Source organism: Cupriavidus sp. YR651 (genome assembly GCF_900101625.1).
In the GTDB taxonomy this organism is placed as follows: domain Bacteria; phylum Pseudomonadota; class Gammaproteobacteria; order Burkholderiales; family Burkholderiaceae; genus Cupriavidus.
Genome location: NZ_FMYZ01000006.1, coordinates 284,903 through 302,772 on the forward strand (window position 1 = coordinate 284,903; position 17,870 = coordinate 302,772).

Here is a 17,870-nt window from a genome sequence, read left to right on the forward strand (position 1 = left end):
GTTGCCGGTACAAGCTGGACAAGACTGGCGCGACACGGCCCCCTAGGATGAGCGGGCGCGAAACGTTGCGGTGACATCGCTTCGGCGATGACATCTCGATGTCTTGCGTCGTGCCGTGGCCTGCCCTTCGGCTGCGGTGCGGCCGGGCCCATGCGAGCCTGGCTTCTTCCCTGTTGAACGCTCCTGGCGCGGCAGTGCCGGGGGCGTTTTTTTCGCTGTGTCGTGATGAGATGCAGCCCCTCGTCCGCATGCATGTGGCGCAGTCTGCACGTATCGAAATTGATACAAAACGGCGATAGCCGGGATGGATCCATTTGGTACAGTGGACGGCCGATCGCGCCCGCGTCTTTTCAGACGCTTCCCATTGGACGATCGCCGCCGCATGCCCCTCCCGTATCTGCCCATGGACCGCTCATCTTCCCTGCCTATCCGCCTGCTGATCGTCGATGACGATCCCCAGATCCGTGCCATGCTGGCTGAATATCTTGCAACCTTCGGCATGGAAGCCGATGGCGCGGAGGGCGGGGCGGCGATGCGTGCGGCGCTGACGCGGAACGACTATGACCTGGTGATCCTGGACCTGTCGCTGCCCGGGGAAAACGGTCTGACGCTGTGCCGCGAGATCCGCGACCAGGGCAACCTGCCCGTCATCATGCTGACCGCCCGCGCCGAGCTGGCCGACCGCGTGGTGGGTCTGGAGGTCGGGGCGGACGACTACGTGACCAAGCCCTTCGAGATGCGCGAGCTGGTGGCGCGTATCCATACGGTGCTGCGCCGCAGCCGTGCGGACGTGCATCGTCCGGCGCCCACTTCGGCGGGCCACGAGCTGCGATTTGGCGCATGGCGCCTGAATACGACCCTGCGCCAGCTAGTGGATGCCGAAGACACGGTCGTGCCGCTGTCCAACGCCGAATTCCGGTTGCTGCTGACCTTCATCGAACATCCCAATCGCGTGCTGGACCGCGAGATGCTGATCAACCAGGCGCGCGGCCGCGATCTCGATGTGTTCGATCGCAGCATCGACCTGCTGGTGTCGCGCCTGCGCCAGAAACTGCGTGACGATCCGCGTGACTCCGCGCTGATTCGCACCGTGCGCGGCGAGGGCTACGTCTTCACCGGCAACGTGGAGCACTGACCGCATGGCCGCTCCGACACCGCCGTCGGCCGACGGCGGCCGACCCGAAGCGCAGGCCCGGAATCGCCCCCGCGCCCGCCGGTTCGATTCGATGTTCGTCCGGCTGTTTTTGGTGATGGCCGCGATCATGCTGGCCGTACATGTGCTTGGCGTGACCGTGATCGAAGGGTTGTTCCCGCGTCCCGGTTCCGAACGCTACATGGAGCGCTTGCGCCGCGCGGCGTCGGAGGCCGAGGCCGCCGGCAAGCCGGTGCCGACCGTCCCGCCTCCGCGTCCCATGGACAGATTCATGCCGCCGCCACCCGGCGAGCGGCCGTTCGGTCCGCCGCCCGGGCCGGGCATGGAAGGGCGCCCGGGTCGCGGTCCTGATGGCGGTCCGGGTATGCGCCGCCCCGATGGCGAGCGGCGCGGGCCACCGCCACACCTGCGCGGCATCTGGCCGCCGCACCCGGGCATGTTGCTTCAGCTGCTGGCGATCCTGACCGCTTCGTGGGTCGGCGCACGCCTGCTGGCGCGACCGGTGCAGCATCTGGCCAGCGGGGCCGGACGGCTGGCGCAAGACGTTCACGCACCACCGCTGGACGAAGACACCGGACCTGCCGAGGCGCGCGCGGCCACGCATGCGCTGAACCTGATGCAGCAGCGCATCCGCACGCAACTCGCGCAGCAGTCTCGCTTCCTGGCGGCGGTATCGCATGACCTGCGCACGCCGCTCACGCGGATGAGCCTGCGGATCGAGCGGATCGAAGACAACGATGTGCGCTACCGGCTGCGCCAGGACCTGGCGGAGATGAACGGGCTGATCGACGCGACCCTCTATTACCTGCGCGACCGTGACGACGCCACCGGGCCGCGCCAGCGCGTGGATGTGCAGGCACTGCTTCAGGCCATTGTCGACGACGCGGAGGAACTCGGGCAGGACGTGCGCCTTTCCGGCACCGCGGCGCCCCTGCTGGCGTATCCGGCGGAGTTGCGTCGCGCCGTGGTGAATCTGGTGGAGAACGCCCACCGCTATGGCGGCGCGGCGCAGATCCTGCTCACTGACAGCCCCGAGCGCGTGGGGATCGACGTCTGCGACAACGGCCCCGGCATTCCGCCCACCGAGTTGCAACGCGTGCTCGAGCCGTTCTACCGCGTGGAGTCGTCGCGCAGCCGTGCGACCGGTGGCGTGGGCATGGGGCTGTCGATCGCCTCGGACATCGTCGCGCGTCATGGTGGCGAGCTGACGCTGGCCAATCGTCCCGAGGGCGGGCTGCGCGTCAGCATCACGCTGCCCCGCAGCTAGCGGCACGCAGTACCGCTATCGCTCGATGCTGATGGCACCACTTGCCATCGTGACCCGGGGGTGCGATGGGCCGACGCCAATGCCCAAGTCCGCCAATGTTCAGGTTCAACTAGTCAGCGCTGAATTCAGGCCCGAGTTCAGCGTCGATTTCAGGCTCGTTGCGGCAGGCCGGTCTTGCCGATGGCCGCCAGCTGCACATACTGCGAGCCGCGCAGACCGCGTGTGAAGTCGAGCGTGAAATCCCCCACATCCACGCGAGCCTGCAGCGCACGGCGCAACTCCATCGCGCCGGGGGCCTTGGCGGCACCTGCCGCGCGCACCAGCCATGCCGCGCCGATATAGCCGGCCAGCGTGGCGGGCGAGGGCGGTTCGTCGAGGTACTGCTTCATGCGGGCCACATGTTCCTTCACCACGCGCAGCGTGGATTCCTGCGGACCGGGCGCCACCTGCGTCACCACCACACCGCCCACATAGCGCGAGCCGAGAATCTCGCGTGCGGAGGCCGGACTGACGGCCGATAGCCCCACCAGGAAGCCGTACCAGTTCTGCGCCGCCAGCGCGCGGCCCAGGCTGCCATAGGCGAGCGTGTCGCCGGCCACCACCACCGCGCCGGGCCTTGCCGTGGCGATGCGCTGCGCGCATTCGTCGAAGCTGCCTGTCAGGGGCACGGCGCGCGTGTTCATCTCCTTTTCCAGCCGGCCGAGCCACGGCGTACCCGTGCCGAGCGTGCCCGCGGCAAAGTCGGGGGACACCGCCAGCGCGACACTCGTCAGCCCATAGCTGCGCAACTGGCGCACGGCGGCATCGAGTTCTGACTGATAGTCGGCCCGCGTGTACCAGACGTTCTCCGCGTTGAGCGAGAGGCCGGAAAGAGGCGCCACAATCTGCACGCCGCGGCGCCCCAGTTCCGAGGACGACGCCAGCGCCGGCAGCAGGTTGTCGCCCGGGCCGAACAGCACGTCGGCGTGCTCGTTGTCGACCAGCGCGATGGCCTGGCCGATGGCCGTGCGCGGATTGGCATCGGCATCCCGTACAACGTGGACGACGTGCAAGCCGCCGCCCGATGCGTTGAGGGCATCGAAGAGCACCTTGGCGCCGGCCAGGTAATCGCGCGCGAGATCGGCTTGCGGGCCGGTACGGTCGACCAGATGGCCGACTACCAACTGGCGGCGCTGGCCGGACGGCATGGACTGCGCCCAGGCGCCAGGGCCCGCCAGCGTTCCGGCGAGGGCGGCCATGACGGCGAGAGCGCGTCGGCGCCCGGTGGAGGCGGGCGCAAAAGGCGGGGTCGACTGCGGCAAGGCTGGGCGCATGGCAGCGGATCTGAAAGTTCGTGCGTGGAAGGGAGGCAAGGCGGGGACTGCGAAAGCCGGCCCCGAGACTATCGATCGATGGTGACGTTTCCGTGACGTTTGATCCCCACTGGCGCGGGGCTGGCGGGCGCAGGGCTGTCATGGCCTGCGAAGGCGCGCAGGTGAGGCGATGTTCCGTGGCGGACTTTGATGGACATCAACATGCGGGGAAGGGCCGACGCATAGCATCGATCAAATCCCCGCCCCACAAAAGAGCACTCGCCATGTCAGCCCCCGCCCACGCCAGCCCAGCCACTCCTGCTCAGTCTCAAGCCAATTCCATCGACGCCGGCGACCTCGCCGCTTCCACCGCCGCGTCCACCAGCTCAACCGCCTCAACCGCCTCAACCGCCTCAACGGCTTTCGATCGACGCGCGCTCGCGGACTTCCGAAGCCTGGCAGGCCGCATCGACGGCAACGGGCCGCGTTACACGTCCTATCCCACCGCCGACCGCTTCCACGGTGAACTCGGCGACGCCGGCTACCTGGCCGCGCTCGATGCCTGCAGCGCCAACGCGCCCGCTCCGCTCTCGCTCTATATCCATATCCCGTTCTGCGAGAACATCTGCTACTACTGCGGCTGCAACAAGATCATCACAAAGGACCACACGCGCAGCGCGCGCTATGTGGACTACCTGGCCCGCGAAATGGCGATGGCGGCGGAACGGCTTGGCGCGCGTCGAGGCGTGATGCAATCGCACTGGGGGGGCGGTACGCCGACCTTCCTCGACCCGGACGAGATGCGCCGCGTGATGCGCGCGCTGCATCGTCACTTCGACTTGCTGCCGGAGGGCGAACACGCGATCGAGATCGACCCGCGGCGCGTCGGCGACGATCGCATGGAGCTGCTCGCCGAACTGGGCTTCAACCGCATCAGCCTGGGCGTGCAGGACTTCGACCCCGAGGTGCAGCAGGCAATCAACCGTGTGCAGTCCTATGAGGAAACGCGCGATGTGGTGCTGGCGGCGCGCCGGCTGGGTTTCCGCTCGGTCAGCGTGGATCTGATCTACGGACTGCCGCACCAGACCACGACGCGCTTTGCCGCCACGATCGATCGCGTGCTGACGCTGCGGCCGGATCGGCTTTCCGTCTATAGCTACGCGCACCTGCCGCATGTCTTCAAGCCACAGCGTCGCATCGACGAGACGGCGCTGCCGCCGGCGGGCGAGAAGCTCGACATCCTGGTCTCCACGATCGAGCGTCTGACCGCCGCCGGTTATGTCTATATCGGCATGGACCACTTTGCGCTGCCCGACGACGACTTGGCCATTGCCCAGCGCGAGGGCCGATTGCAGCGCAACTTCCAGGGCTACGCCACCCACGCGGGCTACGACCAGCTGGGCTTCGGTGTGTCGGCGATTGGTGCGGTGGCGGGTCACTACGTGCAGAACGCGCGGACGACCGACGACTACTACGCCGGGCTGGACGCGGGCAGGCTACCGGTTGTGCGGGGTTTCGAGATGTCCGAAGACGATCACCTGCGCAAGGCGATCATCGGCGCCCTGATGTGCAACGGCACGCTCGATATCGGGGCGCTGGAATCGACGCATCGCATCGACTTTGCGGCCAAGTTTGCGGCCGAGCTGGCCGACCTCGACGCATTGGCCACCGAGGGGCTGTTGCACCGCCAGCCGGACCGCATCGACATCACGCCTCTGGGCCGGCTGCTGGTTCGGCGCGTGGCGATGGTGTTCGATCGCTACCTGCGCGAGGATGCCACGCGGCCCGCGCCTGCCGCCCCGGTTGCGCGGAATGGCAAGGTGATACCACTCGTACGCTATTCGCGTGTCGTTTGAGGCGCGTGTTGTTCAGGAGGATGGTCGGGCCGTCGACTCGGCCGACTGAGTCGACTTAGCCACCGCAAAAGCCGGTCGCAACAAACAAAAAACCCGCGAGACATTCGCGGGTTTTTTGTTTGGGCCGGAGCACGTGGGCTTGGTGCCTCGTCTGCTCCGGGCCTTTCCTGATCCGGACGACTTACTTGGCGGCGTTGGCCATGTAGTCGGCGGCGGCGATCACGTCGGCGTCGGGGCCAGCGTAGCCACCCTTCGGCGGCATCACGCCCTTGCCCTTGAGCGCAAAACCATGCACCGCGTCCATGCCTTCCTTCAGGCGGGGCGCCCAGGCTGCCTTGTCGCCGAACTTCGGCGCACCGGCGACGCCGGCCGCGTGGCATGCGGCGCAAACCTGCTCGTAGACTTTCTTGCCAGTGTCGGCGGAAGCGGCTGCCGGAGCGGCCGCAGCAGCAGGCGCGGCGGCGGGTGCTGCTACGGCGGCAGCTACAGGGGCAGCAGCAGCGGGTGCCGCGGCTGGCGCTTCCGGTGCCGGTGCGGCCGCCTGAGCCGGTGCGGGTGCGGCGGGTTCGGGGAACTTGGCACCGCCGGCGTCGGCCATGTAGACCACGGCGCGGGTCAGTTCGTAGTCGGTGAAGTCGTCCGGCGTGGTGCCTGCGCGCGCGGGCATCGCGCCCTTGCCGTGCAGCACCGACTTCATCAGGCCATCAAGACCCTGGCCGATGCGGGCGGTCCAGTCGCCGGCGTTGCCATACTTCGGCGCGCCAGCCGCACCCGTGGCGTGGCAGGCGGCGCAGACTTCCTTGTAGACCTGCTCGCCAGCCTTGAAGACGCGCGGTGCGTTGGGATCCTTGATTTCCAGCGAGGCAACCGGGGCGATGCGGTTGTTCACCGCCTCCGCCGTCTGGGTTGAGCCAGCGCCCTCAAGGGTGCCGTGTCCGACGAAGTTGACCAGCAGGATGATGACGATGATTGGAACCAGGAAGGCGGCGATCACGACGGCGATCAGTTGCTTCGGGGTCTTGATAGGAGACTCGTGGTGGTCGTTTTCTTGGTGGACGTCACTCATACAGAACTCTCGATTTTGCAGGAAACCTTATGCAGCGCGGTGGGGGCGGCTTGCTTTGTTGGCCCTTTGTCGGGGATGAATCTGTCGCATTTGCGTCCGGGGCTGTCTCAGGTCCCGAGTACGTCTCGTTTCGACGCAAATAGCTGGCGATTATAGACCCAAGACATGTCGGCTGGGGCTAAAAGCGGCGGCTCCGAAACCTGCCGTGGCGACTCCCGGCGCAACCCGCATGGACGGGCCGGGCCAAACGAGGTATCCTATGCGACTTTCCGACGGCGGCACTCGCCCGCTGTCAAATCTGCACACGTCGCGCCCGTAGCTCAATGGATAGAGTACTGCCCTCCGAAGGCAGGGGTTGCTGGTTCGATCCCAGCCGGGCGCGCCAATCCTGACAACGGATTCCCGTATTTCCCCGCCTCCTCTCGTCAGCACATCTGCCGCTCGCTGCGCGTTTCCGTCAGCGCTGGCGTCGCCCGCTATTCAGTAGTCGGCCAACTTGTTGCCGTCGACTTCGACGAGCTGATCAAGGCGCAAGGTCTCGCCCGAGCTGAGCGAGAGATACTCGGCGCCATCCCGGCTGAACACATCCGTAATCGTTGCGTCACGTTCCTGTGCCGCGCCATCGCTGTCTTGATAGCGGATGCGCGTCGGTTTGCGTACGGTCGCGAGATCCTCGAGTCGATCGTGGAATTCGCAGCTGATCGGGCTGTACTGGGAGGGGTCGGTGCTCATGCTGGTGGTGGTGTGTGCCGCGCTTAGCGACTTGGATTGGATGTCCCGCAACGCGCCATCAACGTGTCGCGAGGGGTCAGGTGGATTGCTCTGGCGCGAACTGCAAGATGCACCGGAGCCAGCCGGGCAAGCGCTCATTCGCCGGCCCTGGTCGACTGGATGAGGTTGTCGCGTAGCGTCGCGATCGCCTTCCGCAATTGCGCGAAGCCGTCCGGAGTCAGGCCGGTCGCGTCGGAAAGGCACATTTCCAGCTGCTTTTCGCGCAGGCTTCGGCCGCTCCGGGTCAGCCTGATCCGCACCAGACGCTCGTCCACGGTATCGCGGTGCCTCTCAAGAAACGACATCGCCTCGAGTTTCTTCAGGATCGGCGTGAGCGTGTTCGATTCCAGAAACAGCTTTTCCCCCAGCCTGCCAACGGTCACATTGTCTTCCTCCCATAGCGCAACGATGGTGATGTACTGCGGATAGGTCAGGCCGAGTTGCTCGAGAATTGGCTTGTATGCCTTGCCGAAAGCCAGGTTTGCGGAATAGACCGCAAAGCACAGGAAGTCGGAGAGCGCCGGGCTTGCCGCAGTCGCCTTGTCAGTGGATGTCATTTGCTCTCCGCCAGCCTGGGGATGGAAGTTGTTCCTTGATCACTGCGCCGCGCACATGGACGAGGAAGAACATGGGTACCTCCTTGGGAGCGGGCGACGAATTCTAATCACGTACACGATTCAATCGCATGCGATGAAAATGATCATCGTACACGAGGCAATCGATGTCAAGGGAAAACGCATGCCGCTCGGTTGGGTGCCGAGCTGGCGTTGCCTCGGGCGAGACTCCCACCGGCACCGGGCGACGACCCACGGAACCCCCGCAACCCGCCTTATTTGACCAGTCGGGGAAAGGTCAGCGTGAAACACGTCTTGCCGTCCGCGGACACCGCCGCAATGCTGCCTTCGTGCGCCGCCATGATGGCTTGCGTGATCGACAGGCCCAGCCCAACGCTATCCGAATCCGCACGGGCACGCGATCTGTCGGCGCGGAAGAAGCGATCAAAGATCGACGGCAGCAGCTCCGGGCTGATCTCCTTTCCTTCGTTTTCCACGGCGATCGTGACCGTGTCCGGCTGGCTGGCGATCTCCACGTCGATGCTTCCACGCGCCGGTGTGTAGCGCAGCGCGTTAGACAGTAGATTGCTGAGTGCCCGGCGCAGCATCAGGCGATCGCCAACAATGTTCCCGTCGCCCCGCATGCGCAGGTGCACGCCCTTGTCTTCGGCCAGCGCGTCATAGAAATCGAACAGCGCGAGCACCTCGTCCTTCACCGTGATTGGCTCCGCGTTTGGCAGCGTAATGCCGTGCTCCATCTTCGCAAGGTAGAGCATGTCGGACACCATGCGGGACAGGCGCTGCAGTTCTTCCGCATTGGATATCAATACATCCCGATACTTCCCGGCCTCGCGCGGCTGGGACAGCACCACGTGGGTCTGGGTCATCAGGTTGGTGAGCGGGGTGCGCAATTCGTGCGCCAGATCCGACGAGAACTCGGACAGCCGGCGAAAGTCGCGTTGCAGCCGCTCCAGCATGGCATTCAGCGTCGCCGCCAGATCCGCCATCTCCACAGGCACCGCATCCACCGGCATGCGCTCGTCAAGCTTGTGCGCCGTGACGGCCCGGGCGCGTGTCGCCATGGTTCGCAGCGGTGCCAGCCCGCGCCGTGCGGCTCTCCACCCCAACAGCCCGCTGGCCAGCGCACCCAGCGCGATATAGAAAGCCAGTGACTGCCGGAACGCGTGCATGAAGTGCGCATGGATTTGCGTATCCATGCCGACCACGACACGCAGCATGCCAGGTGGCGCGCCCGGTGTTGGTGGCATTTCGACGGACGCGCGCATGCCGCGATACTCCTCGCCGTCATGCTCCCACACGAAGGTATTCCGATCCGCCGGCAGCTTCGCGACGACATCCGAGACGGAACCGAAATCGAATCCCTCGCTGGCATAGAGGCGGGCGCCGTCGGCGGTACGCACATCCGCCACGAAGCCGGCATGGTGTTCCAGTGTTTCCGCCAATCGCGCCGGGACGGAGCTTGGCGGCCCCTCGGCGGCGATCTTCTGGATCAGCCGGATATTGTCCTGAAGCACGGCATAGTCTTCATCGGCAAAGTGCCGGTCCATGGCCAGCCAGATCAGGATGCCCAGGCCCAGCAGCACCCCGGCCGACGACAACGAGAACAGGATGGTGAGTCGCGTCGTCAGCGACGGGCGAACCCTCATTCCAGCGCCTCCGGTTCCTCCAGCACGTAGCCCATGCCCCGGACGGTCTGGATCAGCTTGGGCTCGAAGTCGTCATCGATCTTGGCCCGCAAGCGACGAATGGCCACGTCGATCACATTGCTGTCGCTGTCAAAATTCATGTCCCACACCTGGGAGGCAATCAGGGACCGTGGCAGAACTTCGCCACGGCGCCGCGCCAGAAGTTCGAGCAAGGCAAATTCCTTGCTGGTCAGCACGATCCGGCGGCCGGCGCGCGTTGCCCTGCGGCGGCTGAGGTCAAGTACCAGATCGGCCACCTGGATGCGGTCCATGGCGATTTGCCCGGTGCCACGCCGCAGCAGCGTGCGCACGCGCGCGAGCAGCTCCGAAAACGCGAACGGCTTGACCAGGTAATCGTCCGCACCCAGTTCCAGCCCCTTGACCCGGTCCGCCACGCTGTCGCGGGCGGTCAGGAACAACACGGGAACCGCGATTTCGGCGGCGCGCAGTGCTTGCAGAATGCGCCAGCCGTCGACGTCCGGCAGCATCACGTCGAGGATGATGAGGTCGTAGGACTCGTTCATCGCCAGGTGCCGGCCATCGAGCCCGTTTGTCACCAGATCGACCACGAAGCCCGCTTCCGTCAGACCCTGGCGTACGTATTCGCCGGTCTTGGACTCGTCCTCTACCACTAGCAGTTTCATCAGCCACCTTCCATTCATGAGTCGCACCCGGCCTGCGCCAGAGGCAGGCGAGTCTAGTCTAGCCAGAAAGCCGCCGACATGACGGGAACATTACCGGATCGTAATTTTCCGGTCAGATGTGCGTAGGCTCGATCTCGCTACGCTGTGCGCGCCGCCTTCCTGTGCGGTCATTACGAAAAAAGGATTGATTTCATGCGACGCGATCGACCGGCCGGCATTGTGCTGCTCAACCTTCCGCGCCGCCGCTTTGTCCAGGGGCTGGCGGCAGGCGGTGTCATGGCGGGGCTGACCGGACTACCGGGCGGCGCGTGGGCCCATGCCCACCCCGCCGGGTCTTCCGAAAGCCGTGGAAGCGCTGACCTGGGTACGGCGCCTGTGCTGCGCGGCACCGAGTTCGACCTCGTGATCGAGGAAGCGCCGGTCAATTTCACCGGCAAGCCCGGCATTGCCACCACGATCAACGGCATGATTCCCGGGCCCACCTTGCGCTGGCGCGAAGGCGACACCGTCACGATTCGCGTGACCAACCGCCTGTCCGAGCCCACCTCCCTCCACTGGCACGGCATCATCCTGCCGTATCAGATGGACGGCGTACCCGGCATCAGCTTTGCCGGCATCGCGCCCGGCACCACCTTTACCTACCGATTCAAAGTCGCGCAAAGCGGCAGCTATTGGTATCACTCGCACTCCGGATTCCAGGAGCTCACCGGCGTGTACGGCGGCATCATCATCGATCCAGCTGCCAGCAAGGATGCGACCCGGGCGGATCGCGACTACACGGTGCTGCTGTCCGACTGGACCGACGAGGATCCGATGCGCGTGCTCGCCAAGCTGAAAGTGCAGAGCGACTACTACAACTACAACCAGCCGACCGTCGTCGATTTCTTCCGCGATGTCTCGAACGACGGCCTGCAGCACGCGCTCGACAAACGCAAGATGTGGAACGAGATGCGGATGAATCCGACAGACCTCGCGGATTTGTCCGGCGCAACGCTTACCTACCTCACCAATGGCGTCACGCCCGCCGGCAACTGGACCGGCCTGTTCCAGCGCGGGGAGCGCGTGCGTCTGCGCTTTATCAACGGCGCGGGGAGCACGTTCTACGACGTCCGCATTCCCGGCTTGAAGCTCAGGGTCGTGCAGGTGGATGGCCAGAACATCGATCCCGTCACCGTCGACGAATTCCGGTTCGGCCCCGGTGAAACGTGCGATGTGCTGGTGGAACCTCAGGACGAGGCGTACACGATCTTCTCGCAAGCCATGGACCGGTCCGGCTACGCGCGCGGCACGCTGGCAATGCGCGAAGGCCTGACGGCACCGGTGCCTGCGCTCGACAAGATCGAGTGGCTCGCCATGTCCGACATGATGGGCGGCATGAATCATGGCGGCATGGCGATGCACGGCATGGACCACGCCGGCATGCATGGGATGAACCACGGCGCGATGACCATGCAGAGCATGGATCACGGCGCCATGACGATGGACCACAGCCAGCACGGCACGGGTGGCATGGCGATGGATCACAGCCAGCACGCCATGACCGGCATGGATGCGCCGAATCCGCTCAAGGTCCCCAGCACGAAGGCGAGGCACGCCAGAACCGAGTACGGCCCCGGCACCGACATGCGTGTGGACGTGGCCCGCACCAACCTCGACGATCCCGGCATCGGCCTGCGCAACAACGGCCGGCGCGTGCTCACCCTGGCCGATCAGCACACCATCGGCGGCGCGATGGACCCGCGCGGTCCGGCGCGCGAGGTCGAACTGCATCTCACCGGCAACATGGAGCGATACACGTGGTCGTTCGATGGCGTCGAGTTCGGAAAATCCACGCCGGTTCACTTCAGGCACGGTGAGCGGCTGCGGGTCATCCTGCACAACGACACGATGATGACCCATCCGATGCACATGCACGGCATGTGGAGCGAGTTGGAGGCGCCGGACGGCAGCTTCCAGGCGCGCCGCCACACGATTCCCGTGCAGCCGGCGCAGCGCATCAGCTTCCTGGTCACCGCCGACGCACCCGGCCGCTGGGCCTGGCACTGCCACCTGATGCTCCATATGGATGCGGGAATGTTCCGCGAAGTGTTGGTGGCCTGATGTCCTATTGCAAGCACGCATTTCCCATGTCAAAGCCCATCGCAACATTAATCGTCGCCTTGCTCACCATCGCGGCAACCGGCGTCGCCTCCGCGCAGGATTCGCACGCCGGGCACGTTCATCCCGCGCCAGCGGCCGAGGCAACGCCAGCCAACAGCGGCGCGATGAAACCGGATGTGGAGGACATGGAAGTCATGTCCATGCAGGCCGCCGATACAGCCCCCGCGCCGACGATGGATCACGGATCGATGCGCATGCAGGGCGGATCGCCGCCGGCTGATGCGCGCGACCCTGACGCCTACTCGGGCGGCTATCAGCTCGGCGCAGGTAAATACGCGCTCGGCGACAAGCGTCAACTCGTGATGGCGGACGAGCACCTTTTCGCCTCCGTGCTAATCGACCGGCTCGAATGGACGCACGCCGGCGACGGCAACGCCGCCGCCTACGAGGCGCAGGCGTGGTTCGGCAATGCCTACGACAAGCTGGTGATCAAGGCCGAAGGCGAAGCCGCGAAGGGCAAGGTGCATGACGCACGCACCGAACTGCTTTGGGGGCACGCCATCGCCACGTATTGGGATAGCCAGCTCGGGCTTCGCAACGACGCCGGAAGCGGCCGCGAGCCCAGAAACTGGCTCGCGTTCGGCGTGCAAGGCCTGGCGCCATACTGGTTCGAAGTCGACGCCACCGCCTATGTCGGCACGAGCGGCCGCACTGCCTTGCGCCTGTCTGCCGAGTACGAACTGCTCCTGACCCAGCGACTGATACTTCAGCCCCGCATCGAGGCCAATCTGTACGGCAAGAGTGACCCCGAGGCCGGCGTTGGCAGCGGCCTCTCCAGCGGGATGGCGGGTCTGCGCCTGCGTTACGAATTCAGCCGCCAGTTTGCGCCTTATATCGGCGTCGAGCGATATCAGACCTTCGGCAACACAGCGGACCTCGTCCGGACATCGGGCGGCCGCAGCGGCGAGACACGTTTCGTCGCCGGGGTACGCCTCTGGTTCTGAGTTCCATCTACTTCATCTCCACCTCATCTCCACTCGCCCCCGGGAGTCTTCCTTGCCTATCCTTCGTTCCACCGTCCGCATGATGCTGGCGTCAACCGCACTCGTCAGTGCCGCAGCCGTCGCGCACCCGGCACTGGTTTCATCGATGCCGGCCGACAAGGCGGAGATCGCCGCACCCTCGAAGATCGAGCTGCACTTCTCCGAGCGCCTCGTGACGCAGTTCTCGGGCGCAAACCTCGTCATGACCGCCATGCCCGGCATGGATGGCCATGCGCCGATGAAGATCGCGGCGACGGTCGCGGGCAGCGACGATCCGAAGACGATGGTCGTCACACCCGCTCGCCCGCTGGCGCCGGGAAGCTATCGCGTGGATTGGCGCGCCGTCTCATCCGATACCCACCCGATCACGGGCAATGTCTCCTTCACCGTCAGGTAGGGATCGCGCATGGACTGGGCCGGAATCTCGGTACGTTTCGGGCTATACCTCGACCTGACCCTGCTGTTCGGGCTGCCCCTGTTCAGCCTCCACGCATTCCGCCGCGACGAGCCGTCGTCCGCGCACGTTTCCCAGGCGGCATCACGGGTTCTGTCCCACTACGCCGCCGTCACCGCGGCAGCGGCGGCCATCGGCATCATTCTGTCGTTGGCCGGCATCGTGGTGATGGCCCGGTCGATGACCGGCGTGGCCGAGTACTCGGCACTACCGCGCGACGTCTTCACCATGATCGTGACCGGCACCGACGCTGGCATGGTCTGGGCCGTGCGCATGGTCGCCCTGGCGCTCTGCCTGATGGCAGGTTTGTCCGGCAGGACGCATCCCCGGCTCCGGTCGATATGGCAGACGACGACCGCCGCCGTGGCACTCGCCACGCTCGCATGGTCAGGGCACGGCGCGATGGACGATGACGGGCTCAGGCGCTATCTCCACCTTGCCGCCGACATCGGGCATCTGCTGGCGGCTGGCGTCTGGGTCGGCGCATTGGTGGGCTTCGTCCTGCTGGCATGGACGAAGCCGTCGGCCAGCCTCGGCAGGGTGGCGCTGCTGAGTCGCGCGGCCGATGGATTCGCGAAGACTGGGACGGTGGTCGTGGTCACGCTGATGCTCACCGGCACGCTCAACTACTGGCTGATCGTCGGACCGGAGCTGCCTGCTGTCTCATGGAGTTCCTACGGTGGGCAACTGCTTGCCAAGCTGGCGCTGTTCGGCGCCATGCTTGGGCTTGCCGCAGCCAACCGCTATCGGCTGAGTCCCCGGCTGGCGCGTGCCGTGCTGACGGGCGATTACGCGCAGGCCGTCAGCGCGTTCCGCACGAGTCTGATGATCGAAACCACACTGGCGATCGTGATCCTGGCCCTTGTGGCGTCCCTCGGCGTCTTGTCTCCGACGGCAGCGTAGGCTCGTCTTGTGTGCGAGGGATCTCCACCACCAGCGGCGACTCCGCAATCCGGACTGGCGTGCGCACCGAACCCCAGGCGCAACTATCGATAGCCGGTCGTGTCCGCCGGTTTGCCGGCGTCCTGCACCTCGGGCACATAGCGCCAGGCGTCGGGCTGGCTGCCGTCGAGATCGGTGAACCCATAGACGCGCGCCAGTTGGCCGCTGGATAACGCCTGGCCATTCCAGCGCGAGACCGCCGGGTCCGTCGCCAGCGCCGCCACGGCACGGCCGATATAGGCGGGGCTTTCCGAGATCGCAAAGTGAGGCTGGATGCGGGTGGCATCGCGCCAGTTGGCTTCGGTGACGCGATAGGCGTCGAGCATGGCCTCCGAGCGTAGCCAGCCCGGTGTCAATGCCACCGCCGTCGCGCCGTAGGGCGCCAGTTCATGCCCCAGCGCAAACGCCATGCGCAGCACGCTGGCCTTGGCCAGGTCGTAGAAGAACGACACGCGGTAATTTTTGGTGTTGTAGTCGGCCGTGCCGTCGGTCACCTCGACCACCAGCCCGCCCGGCGACTCGATCAAGAGCGGCAAGGCAAAGTGACTCGTGATGGCATGCGTGCCGACGCCAAGCTGCAGATTGCGCAGGCCAGCGTCGAGAGACGACTCCCACACGGTCTTGTTCCATTCCATGACCGTGGCGCCCCAGATATCGTTGACGAGGATGTGGAGCGCACCGTGATCCATCCGGATGCGGTCGATCAGCGCGCCGACCTGCGCCGGTATCGTATGGTCCACGCGGATGGCGATACCGCGTCCGCCGGCGGCCGTCACCAGTTCGGCCGTCTCCTCGATGGTCTCCGGCCGGTCCATCTCGGAGCGCGCGGCACGCGTGGAGCGGCCGGTCACGTACACCGTCGCCCCTGCCGCCCCGAGTTGCACGGCAATGCCGCGGCCGGCGCCCCGGGTGGCACCGGCAACCAGCGCGACGCGATCTCTCAGTGGCAGGTTCATGAGAATGAGCCTAGGCGCCCGCGAGGTCACCCGCAAGGGATCAAGTCACGTTGGCGCCGCCTCATCGCTGCAACACATCGGCCAATTCCGCGCGACGCGCGCGGGTCGCCGGAGCCGCCACGCCAGCGTGGGCGCCACTTGGCGCGCCGTTTGCATGAGATCTCCTTCCGACCCGCGTACCTGCGCCCGTGGAGATCCCGCCATGCCCACTCTATCCGCTGAACACATCGACATGCTGCGCCAGTCCGTGCGCGGCAAGGTCATCCTTCCCGCCGACCCGGGCTATGACACCGCGCGTACCGTGTGGAACGCCACCGTGGACCGCCGGCCCGCGGTCATCGTGCAGTGCACCGGGACGGCCGATGTCATGCAGGCCGTCAACTTCGCGCGCGATCGCGGGCTCGTGCTGGCCGTGCGCGGGGGTGGCCACAATATCGCCGGCAGCGCCATCTGCAACGACGGGCTGGTCATCGACCTGTCCAACCTGCGCAGCGTGCATATCGATCCCCGGGATCGCGTGGCATGGGTCAGCCCCGGCGCCACGCTGGCCGACTTCGACCATGAGGCCCAGGCCTGCGGGCTGGCCACGCCGCTGGGCATCAACTCCACCACGGGCGTGGCCGGGCTCACGCTCGGCGGTGGCTTTGGCTGGCTGACGCGCAGGTACGGCATGACGGTGGATAACCTGCTGGGCTGCGAGGTGGTCACGGCCGACGGCCGGCGCCTCTGGGCCAGCGAGCGCGAGGAGCCCGACCTGTTCTGGGCGCTGCGTGGTGGCGGTGGCAATTTCGGCGTCGTCACGCTGTTCGAGTTCCGGCTGCATCCGGTGGGGCCGCTCGTCACGGCCGGGCTGCTGGTGTTTCCGGCGGTGGAGGGCAAGTCCGTGCTGAAGCAGTACCGCACGTTTGTCGATTCGGCCATGTCCGAAGACCTCAATGTCTGGGTGGTGCTGCGCAAGGCGCCGCCGCTACCGTTCCTGCCGTCGTCGGCGCATGGCACCGATGTGGTGGTGCTGGCGGTGTTCTACGACGGCGATCCCGCCAGGGCGGACAAGGCCATCGATCCGTTGCGCGCGTTCGGCCAGACCATCGGCGAGCACGTCGGGCCGGTGCCGTACACCGCGTGGCAGCAGGCGTTCGACCCGTTGCTCGGCCCGGGGGCGCGCAATTACTGGAAATCCCATAACTTCGCCCGGCTGGACGATGCGGCCATCGATGCGATGACCGACTACGCGCTGCGCTTGCCGTCGCCGCTGTCGGACATCTTCGTCGGCCAGGTCGGCGGCGTGGCCAATCGCGTGGCTCCGGACGTCACCGCCTACGCGAATCGGGACGCGCGCTACGTGCTCAACGTGCACGCCCGCTGGGAGCGCGCCGACGAGGACGCCGCCTGCATCGCCTGGGCGCGCGATTTCTTCCGTGCCACGGAGCCCTACGCCACTGGCAGTGTCTACGTGAATTTCCTGACCGATGATGAAGTCGCGCGCGTGGGCGCGGCCTACGGTCCCAACTATGACCGCCTGGCGCGCATCAAGCGCACCTACGATCCGCATAACCTGTTCCGCACGAACCAGAACATCGCGCCCGCACCCTGAGCCTGCCGACGCGGCCGTTCTGGCGCCGCCGGTGCATGCGTTGCTATGATGGCGCGCATGGCCGGCGACACTGTTATCCCTCATCACGAATACGAAATCACCGCGATTCGCGCGCAAGGCGCGGGCGGGCAGAACATCAACAAGGTGTCCAACGCGGTGCACCTGCGCTATGACGTGCGTACGTCGTCGCTCGCGGCCGATCACAAGGAGCGGTTGCTGGCGCTGCACGACCATCGCATCACGCGCGATGGCGTGGTGGTCATCAAGGCGCAGCAGCATCGCAGCCTGGAGATGAATCGCGAGGAAGCGGTTCGGCGCCTGCACGAACTGGTGCAGAGCGTGGCCGAGCCCCCACGCATGCGCCGCGCCACGCGCCCGACGCGGGCGTCGCGCACACGCCGGCTGGACGCCAAGACCCAGCGCGGACAGGTCAAGGCACTACGAGGCCGGGTATTCGACTAGGCAGCGCCTA

At 66.1% G+C, this 17,870-nt stretch carries 16 protein-coding genes and 1 tRNA gene; 10 read left to right on the forward strand and 7 right to left on the reverse strand.

The features are described 5' to 3' along the window. The first annotated feature begins 382 nt into the window (after positions 1-382). Together BLR29_RS18535 and BLR29_RS18540 are read left to right on the forward strand one after the other, a co-directional pair. On the forward strand, positions 383-1,135 hold the full coding sequence (locus BLR29_RS18535) for a response regulator (protein ID WP_255371307.1): 753 nt from the start codon (positions 383-385) through the stop codon (positions 1,133-1,135). A gap of 4 nt (positions 1,136-1,139) precedes the next feature. Continuing rightward, complete coding sequence (locus tag BLR29_RS18540; protein WP_092138493.1) at positions 1,140-2,420, forward strand: ATP-binding protein; 1,281 nt, start codon at positions 1,140-1,142, stop codon at positions 2,418-2,420. Between the two features lie 149 nt (positions 2,421-2,569). Here BLR29_RS18540 and BLR29_RS18545 read toward each other — a convergent pair whose 3' ends face one another. Then, on the reverse strand, positions 2,570-3,733 hold the full coding sequence (locus BLR29_RS18545; protein ID WP_092138494.1) for an ABC transporter substrate-binding protein: 1,164 nt from the start codon (positions 3,731-3,733) through the stop codon (positions 2,570-2,572). A 263-nt stretch (positions 3,734-3,996) separates the two neighbouring features. Between BLR29_RS18545 and hemN the strand changes: the two genes are divergently transcribed. Continuing rightward, the gene (gene hemN, locus BLR29_RS18550; protein WP_092138495.1) at positions 3,997-5,568 is read left to right on the forward strand and encodes an oxygen-independent coproporphyrinogen III oxidase; all 1,572 of its coding nucleotides are present in this window, start codon (positions 3,997-3,999) and stop codon (positions 5,566-5,568) included. Positions 5,569-5,749: 181 nt separating this feature from the next. Here hemN and BLR29_RS18555 read toward each other — a convergent pair whose 3' ends face one another. Next, positions 5,750-6,634, reverse strand: coding sequence for a c-type cytochrome (locus tag BLR29_RS18555; RefSeq protein ID WP_092138496.1), 885 nt, complete (start codon positions 6,632-6,634; stop codon positions 5,750-5,752). Positions 6,635-6,943: 309 nt separating this feature from the next. Here BLR29_RS18555 and BLR29_RS18560 point away from each other — a divergent pair. Continuing rightward, positions 6,944-7,019: transfer RNA gene (locus BLR29_RS18560), tRNA-Arg, on the forward strand. Positions 7,020-7,114: 95 nt separating this feature from the next. On the opposite strand, the gene BLR29_RS18565 is transcribed toward BLR29_RS18560, so the two are convergent. From BLR29_RS18565 to BLR29_RS18580, 4 genes are all read right to left on the reverse strand, one after another. After that, complete coding sequence (locus tag BLR29_RS18565; RefSeq protein ID WP_092138497.1) at positions 7,115-7,366, reverse strand: hypothetical protein; 252 nt, start codon at positions 7,364-7,366, stop codon at positions 7,115-7,117. Positions 7,367-7,500: 134 nt separating this feature from the next. Further along, entirely contained in the window at positions 7,501-7,962 is a 462-nt protein-coding gene (locus BLR29_RS18570) for a MarR family winged helix-turn-helix transcriptional regulator (RefSeq protein WP_092138498.1), read from the reverse strand. Positions 7,963-8,234: 272 nt separating this feature from the next. Continuing rightward, positions 8,235-9,626, reverse strand: a complete 1,392-nt coding sequence (locus tag BLR29_RS18575; protein ID WP_092138499.1) for a heavy metal sensor histidine kinase — start codon at positions 9,624-9,626, stop codon at positions 8,235-8,237. Further along, the gene (locus BLR29_RS18580; RefSeq protein WP_092138500.1) at positions 9,623-10,309 is read right to left on the reverse strand and encodes a heavy metal response regulator transcription factor; all 687 of its coding nucleotides are present in this window, start codon (positions 10,307-10,309) and stop codon (positions 9,623-9,625) included. Before BLR29_RS18580 ends, BLR29_RS18575 begins: the two co-directional genes overlap by 4 nt. A 192-nt stretch (positions 10,310-10,501) precedes the next feature. On the opposite strand from BLR29_RS18580, the gene BLR29_RS18585 reads away from it, so the two are divergent. The 4 genes from BLR29_RS18585 to copD all read left to right on the forward strand — a co-directional run bounded on the left by BLR29_RS18585 (position 10,502) and on the right by copD (position 14,809). Next, complete coding sequence (locus tag BLR29_RS18585; protein WP_092138501.1) at positions 10,502-12,409, forward strand: copper resistance system multicopper oxidase; 1,908 nt, start codon at positions 10,502-10,504, stop codon at positions 12,407-12,409. A 26-nt stretch (positions 12,410-12,435) separates the two neighbouring features. Beyond that, entirely contained in the window at positions 12,436-13,413 is a 978-nt protein-coding gene (locus tag BLR29_RS18590; protein WP_092138628.1) for a copper resistance protein B, read from the forward strand. A gap of 79 nt (positions 13,414-13,492) precedes the next feature. Beyond that, positions 13,493-13,849, forward strand: coding sequence for a copper homeostasis periplasmic binding protein CopC (gene copC / locus BLR29_RS18595; protein WP_092138502.1), 357 nt, complete (start codon positions 13,493-13,495; stop codon positions 13,847-13,849). Between the two features lie 9 nt (positions 13,850-13,858). Further along, on the forward strand, positions 13,859-14,809 hold the full coding sequence (gene copD, locus BLR29_RS18600) for a copper homeostasis membrane protein CopD (RefSeq protein WP_092138503.1): 951 nt from the start codon (positions 13,859-13,861) through the stop codon (positions 14,807-14,809). 83 nt (positions 14,810-14,892) lie between these two features. Here copD and BLR29_RS18605 read toward each other — a convergent pair whose 3' ends face one another. After that, positions 14,893-15,804, reverse strand: coding sequence for an SDR family oxidoreductase (locus BLR29_RS18605; RefSeq protein WP_092138504.1), 912 nt, complete (start codon positions 15,802-15,804; stop codon positions 14,893-14,895). Positions 15,805-16,006: 202 nt separating this feature from the next. Between BLR29_RS18605 and BLR29_RS18610 the strand changes: the two genes are divergently transcribed. Together BLR29_RS18610 and arfB are read left to right on the forward strand one after the other, a co-directional pair. Beyond that, the gene (locus BLR29_RS18610; protein WP_092138505.1) at positions 16,007-17,398 is read left to right on the forward strand and encodes an FAD-binding oxidoreductase; all 1,392 of its coding nucleotides are present in this window, start codon (positions 16,007-16,009) and stop codon (positions 17,396-17,398) included. A 57-nt stretch (positions 17,399-17,455) separates the two neighbouring features. Beyond that, positions 17,456-17,860 (forward strand): alternative ribosome rescue aminoacyl-tRNA hydrolase ArfB, encoded by a 405-nt coding sequence (arfB, locus tag BLR29_RS18615; RefSeq protein ID WP_092138629.1) that lies wholly within the window; start codon positions 17,456-17,458, stop codon positions 17,858-17,860. The last annotated feature ends 10 nt before the right edge of the window (positions 17,861-17,870 follow it).